The 15765-nt window shown below is 71.5% G+C and carries 15 protein-coding genes; 5 read left to right on the plus strand and 10 right to left on the minus strand.

Annotated elements, in window-relative coordinates:
- Window positions 1–11 precede the first annotated feature (11 nt).
- The 9 genes from AC5RVZ_RS12855 to AC5RVZ_RS12895 are packed head-to-tail and all read right to left on the minus strand — an operon-like array spanning window position 12 to window position 8295.
- Window positions 12–878: a ComEA family DNA-binding protein gene (locus AC5RVZ_RS12855; protein WP_494066148.1), complete on the minus strand. Its 867-nt coding sequence runs from the start codon at window positions 876–878 to the stop codon at window positions 12–14.
- Entirely contained in the window at window positions 875–1402 is a 528-nt protein-coding gene (locus AC5RVZ_RS12860) for a hypothetical protein (RefSeq protein WP_494066149.1), read from the minus strand. Before AC5RVZ_RS12860 ends, AC5RVZ_RS12855 begins: the two co-directional genes overlap by 4 nt.
- Window positions 1399–2187 (minus strand): 4Fe-4S single cluster domain-containing protein, encoded by a 789-nt coding sequence (locus AC5RVZ_RS12865; RefSeq protein ID WP_494066150.1) that lies wholly within the window; start codon window positions 2185–2187, stop codon window positions 1399–1401. The genes AC5RVZ_RS12860 and AC5RVZ_RS12865 overlap by 4 nt, the downstream gene beginning before the upstream one ends.
- Entirely contained in the window at window positions 2187–2408 is a 222-nt protein-coding gene (locus tag AC5RVZ_RS12870) for a DUF2997 domain-containing protein (RefSeq protein ID WP_494066282.1), read from the minus strand. The genes AC5RVZ_RS12865 and AC5RVZ_RS12870 overlap by 1 nt, the downstream gene beginning before the upstream one ends.
- Before the next feature lie 23 nt (window positions 2409–2431).
- A complete protein-coding gene (locus AC5RVZ_RS12875; RefSeq protein WP_494066151.1) occupies window positions 2432–4054 on the minus strand; it encodes an AAA family ATPase in 1623 nt (540 codons plus the stop codon).
- Between the two features lie 53 nt (window positions 4055–4107).
- The gene (locus AC5RVZ_RS12880; RefSeq protein ID WP_494066152.1) at window positions 4108–4926 is read right to left on the minus strand and encodes a hypothetical protein; all 819 of its coding nucleotides are present in this window, start codon (window positions 4924–4926) and stop codon (window positions 4108–4110) included.
- Window positions 4923–5741, minus strand: a complete 819-nt coding sequence (locus AC5RVZ_RS12885) for a hypothetical protein (RefSeq protein ID WP_494066153.1) — start codon at window positions 5739–5741, stop codon at window positions 4923–4925. Before AC5RVZ_RS12885 ends, AC5RVZ_RS12880 begins: the two co-directional genes overlap by 4 nt.
- A gap of 39 nt (window positions 5742–5780) precedes the next feature.
- Window positions 5781–6950, minus strand: a complete 1170-nt coding sequence (locus AC5RVZ_RS12890; protein WP_494066154.1) for a lactonase family protein — start codon at window positions 6948–6950, stop codon at window positions 5781–5783.
- Between the two features lie 58 nt (window positions 6951–7008).
- The gene (locus AC5RVZ_RS12895; RefSeq protein ID WP_494066155.1) at window positions 7009–8295 is read right to left on the minus strand and encodes an adenylosuccinate synthase; all 1287 of its coding nucleotides are present in this window, start codon (window positions 8293–8295) and stop codon (window positions 7009–7011) included.
- 461 nt (window positions 8296–8756) lie between these two features.
- On the opposite strand from AC5RVZ_RS12895, the gene AC5RVZ_RS12900 reads away from it, so the two are divergent.
- Genes AC5RVZ_RS12900 through AC5RVZ_RS12915 form a run of 4 tightly spaced genes read left to right on the plus strand, consistent with a single transcriptional unit; the run spans window position 8757 to window position 11557 of the window.
- Window positions 8757–9368 carry an alternate-type signal peptide domain-containing protein gene (locus AC5RVZ_RS12900; protein ID WP_494066156.1) on the plus strand — a complete coding sequence of 204 codons (612 nt, stop codon included), beginning with the start codon at window positions 8757–8759 and terminating at the stop codon, window positions 9366–9368.
- A gap of 16 nt (window positions 9369–9384) precedes the next feature.
- Window positions 9385–9879, plus strand: coding sequence for a hypothetical protein (locus tag AC5RVZ_RS12905; protein ID WP_494066157.1), 495 nt, complete (start codon window positions 9385–9387; stop codon window positions 9877–9879).
- Entirely contained in the window at window positions 9876–10349 is a 474-nt protein-coding gene (locus tag AC5RVZ_RS12910; protein WP_494066158.1) for a hypothetical protein, read from the plus strand. The genes AC5RVZ_RS12905 and AC5RVZ_RS12910 overlap by 4 nt, the downstream gene beginning before the upstream one ends.
- The gene (locus tag AC5RVZ_RS12915) at window positions 10346–11557 is read left to right on the plus strand and encodes a signal peptidase I (protein WP_494066159.1); all 1212 of its coding nucleotides are present in this window, start codon (window positions 10346–10348) and stop codon (window positions 11555–11557) included. The genes AC5RVZ_RS12910 and AC5RVZ_RS12915 overlap by 4 nt, the downstream gene beginning before the upstream one ends.
- 30 nt (window positions 11558–11587) lie before the next feature.
- Here the strand turns inward: AC5RVZ_RS12915 and AC5RVZ_RS12920 are convergent, their stop codons facing one another.
- Entirely contained in the window at window positions 11588–14119 is a 2532-nt protein-coding gene (locus AC5RVZ_RS12920) for a LuxR C-terminal-related transcriptional regulator (protein WP_494066160.1), read from the minus strand.
- Window positions 14120–14258: 139 nt separating this feature from the next.
- Here AC5RVZ_RS12920 and argG point away from each other — a divergent pair, with 139 nt between their 5' ends.
- Window positions 14259–15701 carry an argininosuccinate synthase gene (argG, locus tag AC5RVZ_RS12925; RefSeq protein ID WP_494066161.1) on the plus strand — a complete coding sequence of 481 codons (1443 nt, stop codon included), beginning with the start codon at window positions 14259–14261 and terminating at the stop codon, window positions 15699–15701.
- The last annotated feature ends 64 nt before the right edge of the window (window positions 15702–15765 follow it).

The raw sequence follows: 15765 nt of genomic DNA on the forward strand, positions 1-15765 counted from the left end.
CCCGGACGGCGTCAGTAATCCACGCGGCGCCCGAAGCGGCGCTCGCCGCGAGGGCGAGGCGAGCACGTCGCCGTGCGACGCAGCCGGACGATCTCGTGCGGCTGCAGCCCGATGATCTCGCCGAACTGCTCGAGCGAGGTGAAGCCGCCTCGCTCCTCGCGCTGCTTGACGGCACGGCGCGCGCGGGCGCGCGTGACGCCGGGAAGCGTCATGAGCTCGTCAGCGGCTGCGGTGTTCACGTCGACCGGCTCCGCGGGCTCCGGTTCGGTGGCGAGGTAGCGGTGGGTGGAGGCGCCGGCTGCGGCGGCGAGCTGCCGCGCTTCGTCGCCGGAACCGGACGAGGCGGCCGACGAGGTCGCTTCCGGGGACTTCTCCGTCCGCGCTTCCGGGTTCGTGCTCGCGGCCTTCGCCGCCGCGTCGGCCCGCGCCTCGGCCTTGCGCTGCGCGCGGGTCTTCGAGCGCTTGGTGGACGGCGACCGCTGTCCGGGCCGGCGGTCGGCGGGTGTCGTGGTCGCGCGTCGGTGCCACGTCGCGTCGCGTGTCCGGGATGCCCCCGCATCGGTCCGCCGCTCCCACATCGTGCGCAGCCAGCCGGGGTTGACCATGAGGGCGACCAGCATGCCGGCGAGATAGACCACGGTCGCGACGATCGGCTGCCACGTTCCCCACAGCGGAAGGTTCGCCAGGACCGCCATCGCCGCCGCCGCAATGCCCACGCCGATCACGCGGCGGCTGCGCGAGACGCCGCCCACGATCGAGAAGCCGAGCCAGGCCAGCATGGGGCCGGGAACGACGGTCAGGAGCATCCAGGAGCTCATCCCGAGCAGCCAGCCGAGGCTCGGCGTGTCCGTTGCACCGGTCGTGCGTGCGGTGCTCACGCGTACTCCTTGACGTTCAGCACCATCGTCACGGTGTCCTCGTCGTCACGGGTCTCCGAGACGAGTTCGAAGCCGGCCACCGCGGCGCGATCGCGGATCCGGGCGGCGACGGCCTGCTGGACGTGCCGCGCGTAGGCGGCATCCAGTTCCTCCACGATCCGCACCGCGACGGACTCCGCGAGGTCATGGCCGTCCGCGCGAGCGAAGTGGGCGGCCCAGACGCCGTCGGGAGTGCGGGTCAGGACGACCTCGACGTCGTCGATCACGGCGGTGATCTCATCGCGGCCGACGGCGAGGTCGGTCGCGCCGAGGTCTCGCAGCGCGTCGCCCAGCAGGTCGGGGTCCTTCATCCGCGTGCGCACCTGGATCGGCCGCGCGCCCCCGTCCGATTCGGCGGCGATGGCGCGATCGTCGTCCGTCGCGCTCTGCTTCCCGGACAGGGACAGAACGCCCACCCCGCCGGCCGCGCTGACCGCGGTGACGGCGGCGAGCGCCGCCGGGATCAGAATCAAGGACACGCTCATCGCGCGATCTCCGCTCTCGTTCTTGTCGTGTCGGCGGACCGCGCCGCCGTCGCGTTCTTCCGCGGGTCGCCCGGCCGGTCGGCGCGGACCCCCAGATCATCCAGCAGCGCGGCCAGCGCGGCATCCGTCGCCCAGCCGTTCACGGCGACGGTGCCGTCGCGCGCGATGCGCACCTCGAGCCTGTCGTGACCGCCGTCGGTGGCGATGCGGCCCACCTCCTCCGCATACGCGTCGGTCAGCGCGCGGATGCCCTGATTGCGCGATCCCACCCACGGGCGTCGGGTGTCCGGCAGCCCACGCAGGAACGGGCCGTCGCACAGCAGGTCCGTCGCCTGCAGCAGGCGGGCGATGTCGGGCCGCGTGCGGCTCCAGCGGACGAGCCGCTCCAGCGGGTAGCCCGTGAAGGTCATCACCGTCAAGCCGCTCTCGCGGAACGCCTCCGCGGTGACGGCCATCGCGGCCGCCTGATCGAACGGCTCCCCGCCGAGCAGAGTGAGTCCCTCCGCTCCGGCGCTGCGCGCCCGGCTGATCCACTCCTCGGTGAGCGCGTGGGTGTCCGAGACGACGGCGCCGCGATCGGCCCACAGCTGCGGGTTGAAGCATCCCGGGCACCGCACGGCGCAGCCCTGCAGCCAGACCACAGCCCGGACGCCCGGGCCCTCGGCCCGGGTCGCGGGCAGGAAGCGCGACCACCGCACGAGCTCCCCCGGCCGCGGCGCAGGCATCGTCGCGCCGAGGAGCGAGGCGGCTCCCCCGCTTCCCGGTGACTGCGCGACCACGTGCATCAGAGGCCCCGGTCCTCCTGCTCGGCGTCCACCACAGCGACGTCGGAGGCCGACGTCCCCACGGCGGTGTAGTCGTCGGTGAAGCTCGACGACACCGTCTCGGCATCCAGCAGCGCCTCGAGCGCCTCGATGTACTCCAGGCATTCGGGCCCCTGCATGCCGAACGTCTCGGCGTCGACCGTGCCGTCGGCGCGAAGCTTGACCACGAGCTGCTTGGCCATGTCGCTCACCGTCCTCCCGTTCCTCAGTAGTCGACCGTGCGCCCGCCGCGCCGCGACGAGAGCACGCCCTCCGCCTCGCCGTCGTGCAGCTCGGCGGCATCGAGGTCCTCTGCTCCGGTCGCGCGCACCGCCCGCTGCGTCGCCCACCCGCGGATCCGCTGCACCTCCTCGGCCTGAGTGACGGCCAGCGGGATCATCGTCTCCACGACGTGCTGCAGCATCGCGGCGGTGACGATGCCTCGCGCACTGTAACCCTCGTAGAGCGCGGCGACGACCGCCTGCTCGATCTCGGCGCCGGAGTGGTTCTCGCTGGCGGCGACCAGCGCGGCGATCGCCGATCGGTCCGACACGATCTCGGCGAGGCCGTTGGCCTCGGTGGCGCGCGCCTGGATCTGCAGCGTCCAGATGGCCTCCCGCTCCTGCGCGGTGGGCAGGTCGACGAAGAAGATCTCGTCGAAGCGTCCCTTCCGCAGGAACTCGGGAGGCAGCACGTCGATGTTGTTGGCGGTGGCCACGACGAACACCGGATGCCGCTTCTCCTGCATCCACGTCAGGAACGTGCCGAACACGCGTGCAGTCGTGCCCGAGTCGCCCTGCCCGGTCGTGTTCGAGAAGCCCTTCTCGATCTCGTCGACCCACAGGATGCACGGCGCGACGGCCTCGGCGGTGGCGATCGCCGTGCGGAGGTTCTGCTCGCTGGACCCGACCAGCCCCGAGAAGATGCGGCCGATGTCCAGGCGCAGCAGCGGCAGCCCCCACGAAGCCGCGGTCGCCTTCGCGGTCAGCGACTTCCCACACCCGGGGACGCCGGTGATGAGCACCCCCTTGGGGGCGGGGAGTCCGTACTCGCGCGCGTCGCCGAGCCACGAGCCGTCGCGGCGCGAGAGCCAGCGCTTGAGATTGTTCAGGCCTCCGACGTCTCCGAGGTCGAGGTCGGACTTCACGAACTCCAGGACGCCGGACTTGCGCACCACCTGGCGCTTCTCGTCGAGCACGATGCCGATGTCGTCGGCGGAGAGACGCCCGTCGTTGACCATGGCGCGGGCGAACGCGTTCTCGGCCTCGGCCATCGACAGTCCCAGTGCCGCGTGGACGAGCTGCTCGCGGGCCGCGTCGTCGGCATCCACTCGGATCCGCCCGCCGCCGCTGGCGTTGTTGTCGATCATCGTGTCGAGGAGCTCACGGATCTCGGCGGCGGTGGGCAACGGGAAGTCCAGCAGATGCGTGAGCTCGTCCAGCTCGGGCGGGATGACCCGCACCGGAGCGGTGATGACCAGAGTGCGCGACACGTCGCCATGGCGGAACTCCAGTGCCGTCTCGCGGACCGTTCGGACGATCGCCGGATCACCGGCGCGGTGCTCGCTGCCGAAGTAGGCGTGCAGGTCGCAGAACACGAAGACGGAGGGCTCCTGCACGCCGGCGATGTGCTGCAGCGCCCGCGCAGGGTTGGCGGTGTTCGCGACGGACTTGCCGTCCGGACCCGTCAGGCCGAGGGCGGACGTCCACGTCCACAGCGCGCGCGCGTTCCGCTGCGCGGCCGCGGCGTCGGCGATCGCGCTGATCGCCCGCACCTCCTCGCCCGTCTCGATGTAGAGCAGCGGCAGGCGCGCCTTGAACGCCTCGTCGAGCGTGTCAGCGAAGGTCACATCGTCTCCTCGTGTGGCAGGGGTGGTCGTGGTCGCCCTGGTACCGGCGGCGTTCACGGCGTCGCGCCCGGGTCGGGCGGCTCGGAGTCGGCGGCGTCGCCGCCGGTCACCGCCGCCGGAGTATCGAGCGTGATCGCCCAGGTCCCGTCGCCGGTGTCGGACTCCACCTGGAACACGACGCGGTCGGTCGGCGGCCAGGACGTGCGGACGTCCACCTCGTCGGCCTCGTTCACCAGCAGCTGCCAATCGCCCACCGTGACGGCTCCGACGATGAAAAGTCCCGACCCGGTGTGCTGGAAGCGGCCGCTCAAGGCGTCGCCCTCATAGAGGAGGACCGCGTTGCCCTCGCCCGAGTAGCTCTCGCCCATCGGGATGACCTCCGGCGTGCTGACGGTCGCGGTCCACTCCTCGAGAGCGGCCGAGAACCACAGCAGTCCATCCTGGTCGCCAGGCAGTACGAGGACGTCCGTGTCGGGATAGAGGCTGCCGAGGAACCCCGGGCTGAGCCAGTCATCCGACTCGACGTCGGTCTCCGTGTTGAGCTGCTGATAGACGCGGACCCAGTCGGCGGTGTCGACATCTCGCTCGCCGGCCGAGATCATCATCATGTCGGCACCGGCCTCGAGACGGAGATACCCGCCGTCCCGCGTGCCCTGGATCTTCCCGTCGACGATCGCGAGCTCTTCCACGCCCTCGCCCAGCCAGGGGTAGTCGATGTCATCGCCTGCGGGCTCGTCGACGTAGACCCGTCCGGTGTCGGGATCCACCATGATCTGCGGCATGACGACGGTCGCGATGACCGAGATCACGACGACCCCGACGACCCACGCGCCGATCGAGAACCGGCGGATGCGCTCGGCCCCCGCGCTCACGGCATCCCCCCGGTGGGCGCGGGTGTGGCGGACGGGGAGGCGGAGCCGGACGGCGCAGGCGCCGCGGGCGGCGGGAACTCGATGGTCCAGCCGCTGTCGTCCCACGCGTCGACGACGAAGACCACGAGATCACTGTCGGCCCACGCGACGGACCGGTCGACGCCGTCCCTCTCGGACAGCAGCTCGGTGACGCCGGTGACCGTGACGGCGTCGATGGACACGCGTCCCTCACCGCGAGTGCTCACCCGCGCGGTGGTGGCATCCCCGCGATAGAGGAACGCGGCCGGGCCGAAACCGCTGACGGTGCCGGACTCCTCGTCGAGCGCGGGGGTCGTCACCCGCGCGCGCCACCGCTCGTCGCTGAAGCCGTCGATCCACAGCTCGACGTCCGCCTGCGGGACGACGACGTACTGGCCGTCGACGGAGATGTACGAGGTGAAGTCGGCAGGGTCTCCGTACTCGTTCTCGGCGAGCATCTCTCCGCCGGGGCCCGTGACGGTGATCCCGCCGACGTAGGTGTCGTCGAGGGCGCTGATGAACAGCGGCTGACCGGGGTCGAGATCGCTCAGGCGGATCATCGCACCGTCGACGCCGCTGTAGACGCCGTCGCCTTCGTCGTCCGCAAGCACGGGGTCGGGGTTCCGCCAGGGTTCGTAGGCGTAGTCGTCGGAACCGCCGCCGCCCGCTGCCGGCAGGTCCGAGAACGTCCCGGCCGCGATCAGGACGATCACGACGATCCCGAAGATCCAGGTGAAGCCGTTGAATGCGAACAGTCGGTTGCGCGCCGCAGCGCTCAACGTCCTGTCCGAAGCCATACCCGCCTTCCGTCCGCCGATCAGGCTATCCGACCCCGGTCAGCGCGCGGGCACGACGCACGTGGGGGTGGGCGCCGACGTCCGGCTGCGCACCCGCCCGGGCACGCCGGTCCGGATGTCGAGGGTGAGCGAGGCGACCTCGTCCGAGCGCTCTCCGGCGACGAGGAGGATGTCCCGCACCACCGCGTGATGGCGTGGCCAGTCGACGCCCGCGTCGACGAGGGCGACCGGCTCCAGGCGGTCGCCTTGGCCGCGCACGCGCAGCGTGCCGATGGTGTTGCTGCCTCGGGCCCCGGCGTAGAGGAACTCGCCGTCGCGCGAGAGCGCCAGCTCGGCTCCTGCGTCACCCGGGAGGGTGCCCGCGCCGATCGGCGCCCCGCTGACCACGCTCCAGGTGCCGTCCGCGGCGGCGAGCACGAACACCTCGCACGACAGCTCGGTCACGACGTAGAGGTGCCCGCTCGGATGCCACACGAGATGGCGGGGACCGCTGCCTCGGGGAAGGGCCACGTCCTGGTGCGGAGCGATTCCCGACGCATCCGCTCGCCACAGACGCACGAGATCGAAGCCGAGATCGGTCGTCGCCAGCAGGCCACCCGGAAGGAACACCGCCTGGTGAGCGCGTGAGGAGCGATCGGATGCCTCGCCGGCGCTGGCGTCCGCCGGGTCGGCGGCTCCGCCCATGTCGGGGACGAGGTGCGCGTACTCCGCGCCCGCCGCTTCCCGCAGGGCGCGCGCCGCGGCCGCCAGGTCGAGGTCGGCCCCGACGGCGGGCGCGGCATCCGGGCCGTAGGGATCGGCGGCGGCGGGGGCCGCGACCGCGCGCGTCGGGCGTCCGGCGTCGTCCAGCGCCACGCGCACCACGCGACCGTCACCCCAGCAGCTCGCGATGAGCGAGCGGCCGTCGGGGGCGACGGCCACGTGGCATGTCGCCGCGCCGGTCGTGACCGCATCGCCGAGCAGGGTGAAGGAGCTCTCGCCCGTGCGGCGGTAGGCCTGCACGGCCCCGCGGTGCTCGAGTGCGGCGTAGAGGACGTCGAGACGCGGGTGCGTCGCGATCCACGACGGCGAGTCGGCTGCCGCGACCATGCCGGTGAACGCCAGGGCACCGCCCGCCGAAGCCTCGTCGGCGGCGTCGGCGAGCAGCATCCCGATCCCTTCGGCGCTGCCGCCGCCGTCCGCGCCGTAGCCGCCTACCCAGAACCTCACGCCACCGTCTCCCTCTCCGCTCGCCGGGCCGGCACCGAGGAGCGGCTCGCGGACGCCATCAGTCGATGAGGTCGTGCCGCACGATGACGGCGTCACGGGCGGCGCCGACGCCGATCACCGAGATGCGGGTGCCGCTCATCCGCTCGAGCGCCAGCACGTAGTCCTGCGCCTCGACCGGCAGGTCTTCGAAGGTGCGGGCCCCGGTGATGTCCTGCTTCCAGCCGGGGAAGTACTCGTAGATCGGCACCGCGTGGTGGAAGTCGGACTGGTTGACGGGAACCTCGTCGAACCGCTCGCCCTCGACGTCGTACGCCACGCACACCGGGATGCTGTCGAGCCCGGTGAGGATGTCGAGCTTGGTCAGCACGAGATCGGTGATGCCGTTGATCCGCGTCGCGTAGCGGGTGATCGGCGCGTCGTACCAGCCGACGCGGCGGGGACGCCCGGTCGTGGTGCCGAACTCGAACCCGCGTGAGCGCAGCCACTCGCCGTGCTCGTCGAAGAGCTCCGTCGGGAACGGCCCGGAGCCGACCCGCGTGGTGTAGGCCTTGACGATCCCGACGATGCGGTCGAGGCGGTTGGGGCCCACGCCGGATCCCGTGGACGCGCCGCCGGCCGTCGCGGAGGACGACGTCACGAAGGGGTAGGTGCCGTGGTCGACGTCGAGCATGGTCGCCTGGCCGCCTTCGAACACCACGACGTCGCCGGCATCCAGCGCGTCGTTGAGCAGCAGCGAGGTGTCTGCGACGAGCGGACGCACGCGGTCGGCGTACGACAGCAGGTCCTCCACGATCTCGTCGACGGTGATGGCGCGCCGGTTGAACACCTTCACGAGCAGGTGGTTCTTCTGGTCGAGCGCGCCCTCGACCTTCTGGCGGAGGATGTTCTCGTCGAAGAGATCCTGCACGCGGATGCCGACGCGGTTGATCTTGTCGGCGTAGGTCGGCCCGATGCCACGACCGGTGGTGCCGATCTGGCGCTTGCCGAGGAACCGCTCGGTCACCTTGTCGAGGGTGCGGTGGTAGTGCGTGATGATGTGCGCGTTCGCGCTCAGTCGCAGGCGGGACGTGTCCACGCCGCGGGCGTTGAGCGCCTCGAGCTCGGCGAAGAGCACCTCGAGGTCGACCACGACGCCGTTGCCGATGACGGCGTTGACGCCGGGGGAGAGGATGCCGCTGGGCAGCAGGTGCAGCGCGTACTTCTCGTTGCCGATGACGACGGTGTGGCCGGCGTTGTTGCCGCCGTTGAACTTGACGACCCAGTCCGTCCGCTCGCCGAGGAGGTCAGTGGCCTTGCCCTTGCCCTCGTCTCCCCACTGGACGCCGACGATCACGATGCCTGGCATGGGCTACTCCCCCGTTATCGGACGGTTACACCCCATCCTATCCAGGGCCCTCGTGCGGCTCCGGCGCCGCCACGAGGCGATCGGGGACCGCAGAGACGACGACACCCCGGGTGCGTCGGCTGCAGTCCGACGTACCCGGGGTGACCCGCCGTGCGCGGGAAGCTTCACAGCCCCAGTCTGATGACTCCCCCTCAGCTCGCGAACGGCTCCCCAGCGGCCGCCCGCGTTCATGCGAATCAACGTAGCGTGTCCCCCGATTGGGGGACGCCGAGTCATCGCGGACTTCGAGCGAATTGCCAGATTCCGCGGCCGGATCGCGTTCCGAGACGTCGCCCGGGCGTCGTGAGGAGCCGTGATATCACCCCGGGGGTGATAGCGGGAGGTGAGACGATTCGCCGCCGCCGTGCGTGGTCGATACTCTGTGTCGACTCTGCGGGGGAATCGCAGGACAAGGGGGAAAAATGACCACGCAAAGCGCCGTTTCCGCAGCATCGGGGACCACCGTCACACGCCGCGACCGGGCCCGCGGCCGCACCGCCAAGGGCGGCCGGACCAAGGGCGTCATCGCGATCGCCGCCGGCGCCGTGCTGCTGCTCGGTGGCGGCACCACGCTCGCCTACTGGACGACGACCGAGACGCTCGCCGCCGGCACGATCCAGTCCGGCGATCTCGACCTCTCGCTCGGCACCGGATCCTGGACGATCGACGGCGTCATCGGCGGCCCCACCGCCGTCGCCGACCCGAGCAGCGTCCGCATCGTGCCCGGCGATGTGCTGACCTTGACGCAGCCGGTGACCGTCACCCTCGTCGGCGACACCATCCAGGGCCTGCTCGCCGTGGATGCCGCCGACGCGATCCCGGCCGCCGCAGCCGACGCGTTCACCATCGACCTGTCGGTGTCCGGCGGCGTCGCCGAGGGCGCCGACACCTACCGGTTCACGCCGGAGACGGCCGGGACGGTCACCGCGACTGTGACCATCACGTTCGACGGCGCCACAACCGACCGCGACCTGGTGAACACGCCGCTGGACCTGAGCGCCGTGGAGTTCACGCTGACCCAGGCGACCAGCTGAGTCGTCCCCTCCGGTCATGCGTCGTTCACACATCGGCGTGATCGCCGGGATGCTCCTGGCACTCGTGCTCGGAGCATCCGGCGCGCACGGCCTGTGGCAGCGGAGCTCCGCCCTGCCGGCGGGGGTGTCGACCACCGGAGACCTCGACGTGACCGCCCACTGGGTCGGCGGCGCCCCGACATGGGGACCGCTGTTCCCCGGCGACAGTGTCGAGGCGACACTGCGCGTCACCGGCGTCGGCGCCGGCAGCACCCTCGGATGGCGGATGCTGATCGCCGGCTCCGTCGCGGACGCGTTCAGCCCGTACACGTCCTTCCAGGCGTGGACCGGCGGCTGCGGATCGGCGACGCCGGTTGCCGCCGACGGGTATCCCGCCACCGGGTCGCTCAGCATCGGGACGGCCGTGGACGTCTGCGTCCGCTACACACTGGCCACGGGTGCGCCCGGCTCGCTGCAGGGTCAGGCGCTGTCCCCCACGATCATCGTCTCGGCGGAACAGGTGGGCGGATGACGCAGCGTTCGCATCGACGGCGCCTGGCGCGACGGACGGTGGCCATCGCGGTCGCGGCGGCCGTGCTGGTGGGTGCCGCACCCGGTTCGTCGCTCGCCTACTGGCGCGCCAGCACGACGGCACCAGCCGTGACTGTCTCGGCGGGGACGGTGACGCCTCCCGCGACGATCGACTGCGACAACGCCGGTTCCCTCCTGAACGCGTCGGCGAGGGTGTCCTGGCCCGCGGCGGATGCGCCGGCGCGCTACGAAGTGACGATCTCCTATGCCGGCGGCGCGCAGAGCCGGCTGGTAGACGAACCCTTCATCGTCATCAACGCCGGTCTGCTGGGCGGACTCGCCGGTCTTCTGAGTCCCGGCACTCTGCAGGTCAGCGTGAAGACCGTGCGCTCCGGCTGGACCTCACCGGATTCCAGCCCGCAGCAGCCCGTGGCGTACACCGTGCTTCCGCTCGGGGCGCGGTGCGCATGACGTCCCGGTCACGAGGCCGCAGTCCGGCGCGCACGCTCTTCGGCTGGGTCACGGCGGCGCTCGTCGCGGTCGTGTGCTTTCTCGCGGTCTTCACCGTCGTCGTGCCGTTCCTGCTCGGCGCCCAGCCGTACACGGTGCTGACCGGCAGCATGCGTCCCGGCCTCGAACCCGGGCACCTGGTCGGCGTGCGTCCCATCGACATCGACGACGTCGAGGCGGGAGACATCGTCACGTTCCAGCTGCGGTCGGGGCAGCCGGAGGTGGCGACCCACCGGGTGGTCGGCGTGACCGAGGACGGGCACGGGGAGCGCCTGCTCATCACCCGCGGCGACGCCAACAACGTCGCCGACGCCGAACCCGTGCAGGCCGCACAGCTGCGGGGCGTGGTCGTGTACGCCGTGCCGTGGCTGGGTCGCATCAACGTCTGGGCCACCCCGGCCGTCAAGTCCGTCGTCGTCACCACGATCGGAGCACTCGCCGTCGGCTACGGCGCTCTCGTGCTGATCCGGGACGGTGTGCGTCGGCGGAGCGCGCCGCGCGCCGCCGCAGCCTGTGTGATCGCCGCGCTCGCATGGTCGGTCGTGGGCGCGCCCATCCCGGCGCGCGCTGCGACGGAGCCCCCGCCTTCCGAGGAGCTCGAGCTCAGCGGCGACGGGAGGACGTGGACGAGCGGCGAGTCGCTCGTGCTGTTCGCCGACGACACCTTCGTGCCGGGAGACACGGCCTCACGGACGCTGTGGATCCGCAACGCGTCGGCGGACCCCGCCGTCACATCGGTACGCGCCACGTGGACGCCCGTCGACCCAGCGGTTTCCGCCGATGCGGCCCTCGCCGACGCTCTCGTCGCCACCGCGGACGGCGAGAGCCTCGGCGATGACGAGCCCTGGGCCGGTCCCACGCTGCAGCCGGGAGCGATCGCGCAGATCCCGCTGACGGCCGCGCTACCGTGGGAGGCGGGCATGGCGACGCGGAACGGCGCGGCGTCGTTGACGGTGCAGGTGACGCTGACGCAGATGACGCCGACGCCGTCCGCCACCCCCTCGGCCACGGCGGCCCCGCTTTCGCCCGCCCAGCAGCCAGGCGCCTCTCCCGCCTTCGCCGACCTCGCCACGACCGGCGGCACCGCCGCGGTCTGGGTCGTCGCGCTGGGCGCGATCGCGCTCGTCTCCGGGATCGGTGGGCGGATGCTGGCGACGCGGCGCCGCTGACGGCTCGGTCTATCCGCGTCACGGCGCCGATCAGTCGACGAGGTTCCTCGACACCGCCATCGCGATGGCCTCCTCGCGTCCCGATACCCCGAGCTTGCGGTAGATGCTCTTCAGCTGCGTCTTGACGGTGTTGTGGGACACCTCGAGTTCGGCGGCGACCGCCGGAACCGACGCCTCCTTCATGAGCACCTTCAGCACCACCAGCTCGCGCGGTGAGAGCTTCGGCGGAGTGCCTGCGGCGGGGAGCACGGACTGGACGGGCTCGATGGCGCACGGCGCCGCCGCGTCGAGCGCCTGGAGCGTGAGACCGAGCTCGACCGGTGGCAGCAGGGCCAGCGGGTCGCGCAGACCACGGTCGCACAGGATCGCGGCGAGCGCGGCGACATCTCCCGCGGCCGCCTGCCCGCCGCCCAGCCGCAGGAGCGCCGCGACGCGAAGGGTGAGCACATTCGCACGCACGCGTGCGGACGCGGCAGCCGGCGGCTGGCCGCGAAGAAGGCGCAGCACATCGGCCGGGCGGTTCTCGACGAGGGCGATGCGTGCGCGCTCGATCTGCGTCGTGATGTCGCTGCCGCCGTCACCGTCGAGCACGGCGGCAGCCTGCGATGGATCGCCGGTGCCGAGATGAAGGAGCACCCGCGTCGACATCAGCGCTCGCCGGGCACCGCCGCTTGTGGCTTCGCGTCCCCGTGCCGTGACGAGGGCGGCGAGCTGAGTGAGTCCTACCGCGGCCTGACGGGCCCGCACGGCCACGTGCGCTTCGATGCGCGCCATGGTCAGCCAGTGCTCGCTGGTCGTGCGGTGGGGAACGAAGAACGAGATGTGCTCCTGCGCCCGCGCGATGTCGCCCTCCTCCAGCGCCAGCAGCGCTTCGGCGACGCGATAGAAGGTGCCCTGGTATCCGTCGAGCCCCGCGCGTGACCATGACCCGGCGCGGATGATCTCGATGTAGTGCCGCGCATCCGGCATGTCCCCGTTCAGCGCATGGATGCCGCTGAGCATCGCCAGACAGCTGAGCCCGTTGCGAGGGTTCGTCGTCTCCGCGAGCGCCGCGCCGAAGGCGAAGCATTCCAGCGCCTGTGGGCGATGCCCGGAGTAGTACAGGGAAGTGCCGAGCTGAGCGCAGATCAGCGGCAGCTCTCCGGCATGCGGCTCCCGTGCGTCGTCGGGCATGTCGATGAGCAGCTTGAGCGCTCGCAGCGCGACGCGTCCGGCGTTCTCGCGCATCCCGATCAGCCGGAGCGCCGCGCTTTCGGCCGTCCAGATGAACACCCGGTCCGAGTCGGACAAGCGGGTGTCGTCGGCGTTCGCGGCTGACACCGCCATGCGAAACAGCTGGAGGCCGCGAAGCCGTCGAACCCCCACCGCGTTGAGGCAGATCGCGAGCAGCATGACCAGCAGCGGCCACTCGCGCAGCTGCGGCAGCGGGACGTTCCCGAGCAGTTCGCGCACCGAGGTCGGGTGGGTGCTGAGAAGCTCGTGCCAGCTGCCCTTGACCACTCGACTGGCGAGTTCGAGGTCCCCGTCGGCGATCGCGAGGCGAAGGGCGTGCAGCGGCGAGTCACGGTCGAGCAGCCAGTCCACGACCGTATGCCGCAGCCTCGTCAGCTCATCCGGGTGGCGTCGCTTCAGCTCACGCAGCAGCAGGGTCCGCGCGAAGGGCACGAAGCGGAACAGCCGCTTCCCGCTGCGAGTGCTCCAGGTGCCCAGGCCGAACCGCTCGGCCTCGTCCAGCACGCGCGCGGCATCCGGGTTCCGGCTGAGCGTGACGGCGAGCGCGGCATCCGTCGCCTCGGCCGCACTGACGAGCACGAGCGTGGCGATCACCGCGGGGTCGTACCCCGATTGCGCGAGCCTCAACCGCATGTAGTCCTCGACGGCATCCAGTGCGCCGTCGAGAACCGCCTCGTCGTCCCCGATGTCGCCGCGCTTGGCCAGAGCGTGGATGACCGCCGGAAATCCGCCCGTCGTCTCCCGCAGCTTCGCGGATGCCTCGGCTCCGGTGCCCAGCGCCCGCGCGATCTCGTCCTCGCCGAACATCAGATCCTGCGGGCCGATCTCGCTGCGGTCGACCATGAGTGCGATACCGGGCCCGTCGAGCACGGTGGTGCGGTTCTCGGCCACGATGACGCGCAGCGCCGGTGCGGCGCTCAGCAGTCGGCAGAGCTGGACCAGCGTGTCCTCGTCCGCGGTCGCGGCGTCGTCGACCACGAGGACCAGTTCCTCCTCGAGCGCCTCGAGGCTCTCCCGCAGCCTCGTCCAGGGGCCGGCGGGGCGTGGGTCGCGTGGGCCCTCGCCCACCTCGAGTTGACGAAGCCGCTTGAGCGCCTCCACCGCGAAGCGGTCGGGCGCGGCGCACGCGGCATCCACCGTGATCCACGCGATCGGCTGCGTCGTCGCATCAGCCCACGCGCGGATCGCCACGGTCTTGCCCGCCCCGCTCGCGCCTCGCACCACGGTCAGCGACGACCCCAGCGAGAGCGCGCGGGTCAGCTGCGGCCGGTCGACGGCGTCGGCAAGGGGCCGGGGGGCTCCCGCCAGACTCCCGTGGAACGATCGCACTCCAGCCGATCCCCTCTCGTCGCGCTCCATCGCGACATGACGCTCTCACACCATAGGCGCGCGGGGGAAGGACGTACGGGATTTCCGGAGGGATGCCCCGCGGCGTGAGGGCTCGCCCGCGCTCAATAGACTTGAACGCATGTCGAAGGTCCTCCAGTCCCTGCCCGTCGGCGAGCGCGTCGGCATCGCCTTCTCGGGAGGGCTCGACACCTCCGTCGCCGTCGCGTGGATGCGCGACAAGGGCGCCGTGCCCTGCACCTACACCGGCGACCTCGGCCAGCCCGATGAGGATGACATCGCGTCGATCCCCGACCGCGCCCTGACGTACGGCGCCGAGGTCTCGCGCCTGGTCGACTGCAAGCCGGCGCTGGTCGAGGAGGGCTTCGGCGCCCTCGCCTGCGGCGCGTTCCACATCCGGTCCGCCGGCCGCACGTACTTCAACACGACCCCCATCGGGCGCGCCGTCACCGGCACGCTCCTCGTGCGGGCGATGAAGGAGGACGGCGTCGACATCTGGGGCGACGGGTCCACCTACAAGGGCAACGACATCGAGCGGTTCTACCGCTACGGCCTGCTCGCCAACCCCGCGCTGCGCATCTACAAGCCGTGGCTCGACGCCGACTTCGTCACCGAGCTCGGCGGCCGCACCGAGATGAGCCAGTGGCTCGTCGAGCACGGGTTCCCGTACCGGGATTCCGTCGAGAAGGCGTACTCCACCGACGCGAACATCTGGGGCGCGACCCACGAGGCCAAGACGCTCGAGCATCTGGATGTCTCGCTCGAGACGGTCGAACCCATCATGGGCGTGCGCTTCTGGGACCCGTCGGTGCAGATCGAGACCGAGGACGTCACGGTCACCTTCGACGCCGGCCGCCCCGTGGCCCTCAACGGCGTCGAGTACGCCGACCCGGTGGAGCTCGTGTTCGAGGCGAACCGCATCGGGGGCCGCCACGGGCTGGGGATGAGCGACCAGATCGAGAACCGCATCATCGAGGCGAAGTCGCGCGGCATCTACGAGGCGCCGGGCATGGCGCTGCTGTTCATCGCCTACGAGCGCCTGGTCAACGGCATCCTGAACGAGGACACCCTCGCGACGTACCACGAGCAGGGCCGCCGGCTCGGTCGCCTCATGTACGAGGGCCGCTGGCTCGAGCCGCAGTCGCTCATGCTGCGAGAGTCGATCCAGAAGTGGGTCGGCTCGACCATCACGGGCTCGGTCACGCTGCGCCTGCGCCGCGGCGAGGACTACACGATCCTCGACACGACCGGCCCCGGCCTGTCGTACCACCCCGAGAAGCTCTCGATGGAGCGCGTCGGCGACGCGGCCTTCGGTCCCACCGACCGCATCGGACAGCTCACCATGCGCAACCTCGACATCGCCGACTCGCGGGTGCGCCTGGAGTACTACGCCTCGCAGGGGCTCATCGGCGGCGCGACCGGCGCCCTCGTCGGGCGCCTGGAGCAGGGGTCGGCCGACGAGATCACCGAGCCCGCCGAGCACCTCAGCGCCGAGCGCGAAGAGCTGGCCGAGGCGACGGATGCCGCGTCCGAGGCCGCGGCGTTCGACTCCGGCACGGACTGATCGACCTTGCACGATCGTCCGGGTGTCGCCGTCGGTGGCAGCCGGGGCGTGAGCGTGCGCGCCC

It is taken from the genome of Arthrobacter sp. Cza30 (assembly GCF_059090765.1).

Bases quoted from the DNA above. Each gene is read 5' to 3' on its own strand.
- AC5RVZ_RS12860 (WP_494066149.1), bottom strand. From the start codon at position 1,402: ATGAGCGTGTCCTTGATTCTGATCCCGGCGGCGCTCGCCGCCGTCACC.
- AC5RVZ_RS12865 (WP_494066150.1), bottom strand. From the start codon at position 2,187: ATGCACGTGGTCGCGCAGTCACCGGGAAGCGGGGGAGCCGCCTCGCTC.
- AC5RVZ_RS12870 (WP_494066282.1), bottom strand. From the start codon at position 2,408: ATGGCCAAGCAGCTCGTGGTCAAGCTTCGCGCCGACGGCACGGTCGAC.
- AC5RVZ_RS12885 (WP_494066153.1), bottom strand. From the start codon at position 5,741: ATGGCTTCGGACAGGACGTTGAGCGCTGCGGCGCGCAACCGACTGTTC.
- AC5RVZ_RS12895 (WP_494066155.1), bottom strand. From the start codon at position 8,295: ATGCCAGGCATCGTGATCGTCGGCGTCCAGTGGGGAGACGAGGGCAAG.
- AC5RVZ_RS12900 (WP_494066156.1), top strand. From the start codon at position 8,757: ATGACCACGCAAAGCGCCGTTTCCGCAGCATCGGGGACCACCGTCACA.
- AC5RVZ_RS12905 (WP_494066157.1), top strand. From the start codon at position 9,385: ATGCGTCGTTCACACATCGGCGTGATCGCCGGGATGCTCCTGGCACTC.
- AC5RVZ_RS12910 (WP_494066158.1), top strand. From the start codon at position 9,876: ATGACGCAGCGTTCGCATCGACGGCGCCTGGCGCGACGGACGGTGGCC.
- AC5RVZ_RS12915 (WP_494066159.1), top strand. From the start codon at position 10,346: ATGACGTCCCGGTCACGAGGCCGCAGTCCGGCGCGCACGCTCTTCGGC.
- argG (WP_494066161.1), top strand. From the start codon at position 14,259: ATGTCGAAGGTCCTCCAGTCCCTGCCCGTCGGCGAGCGCGTCGGCATC.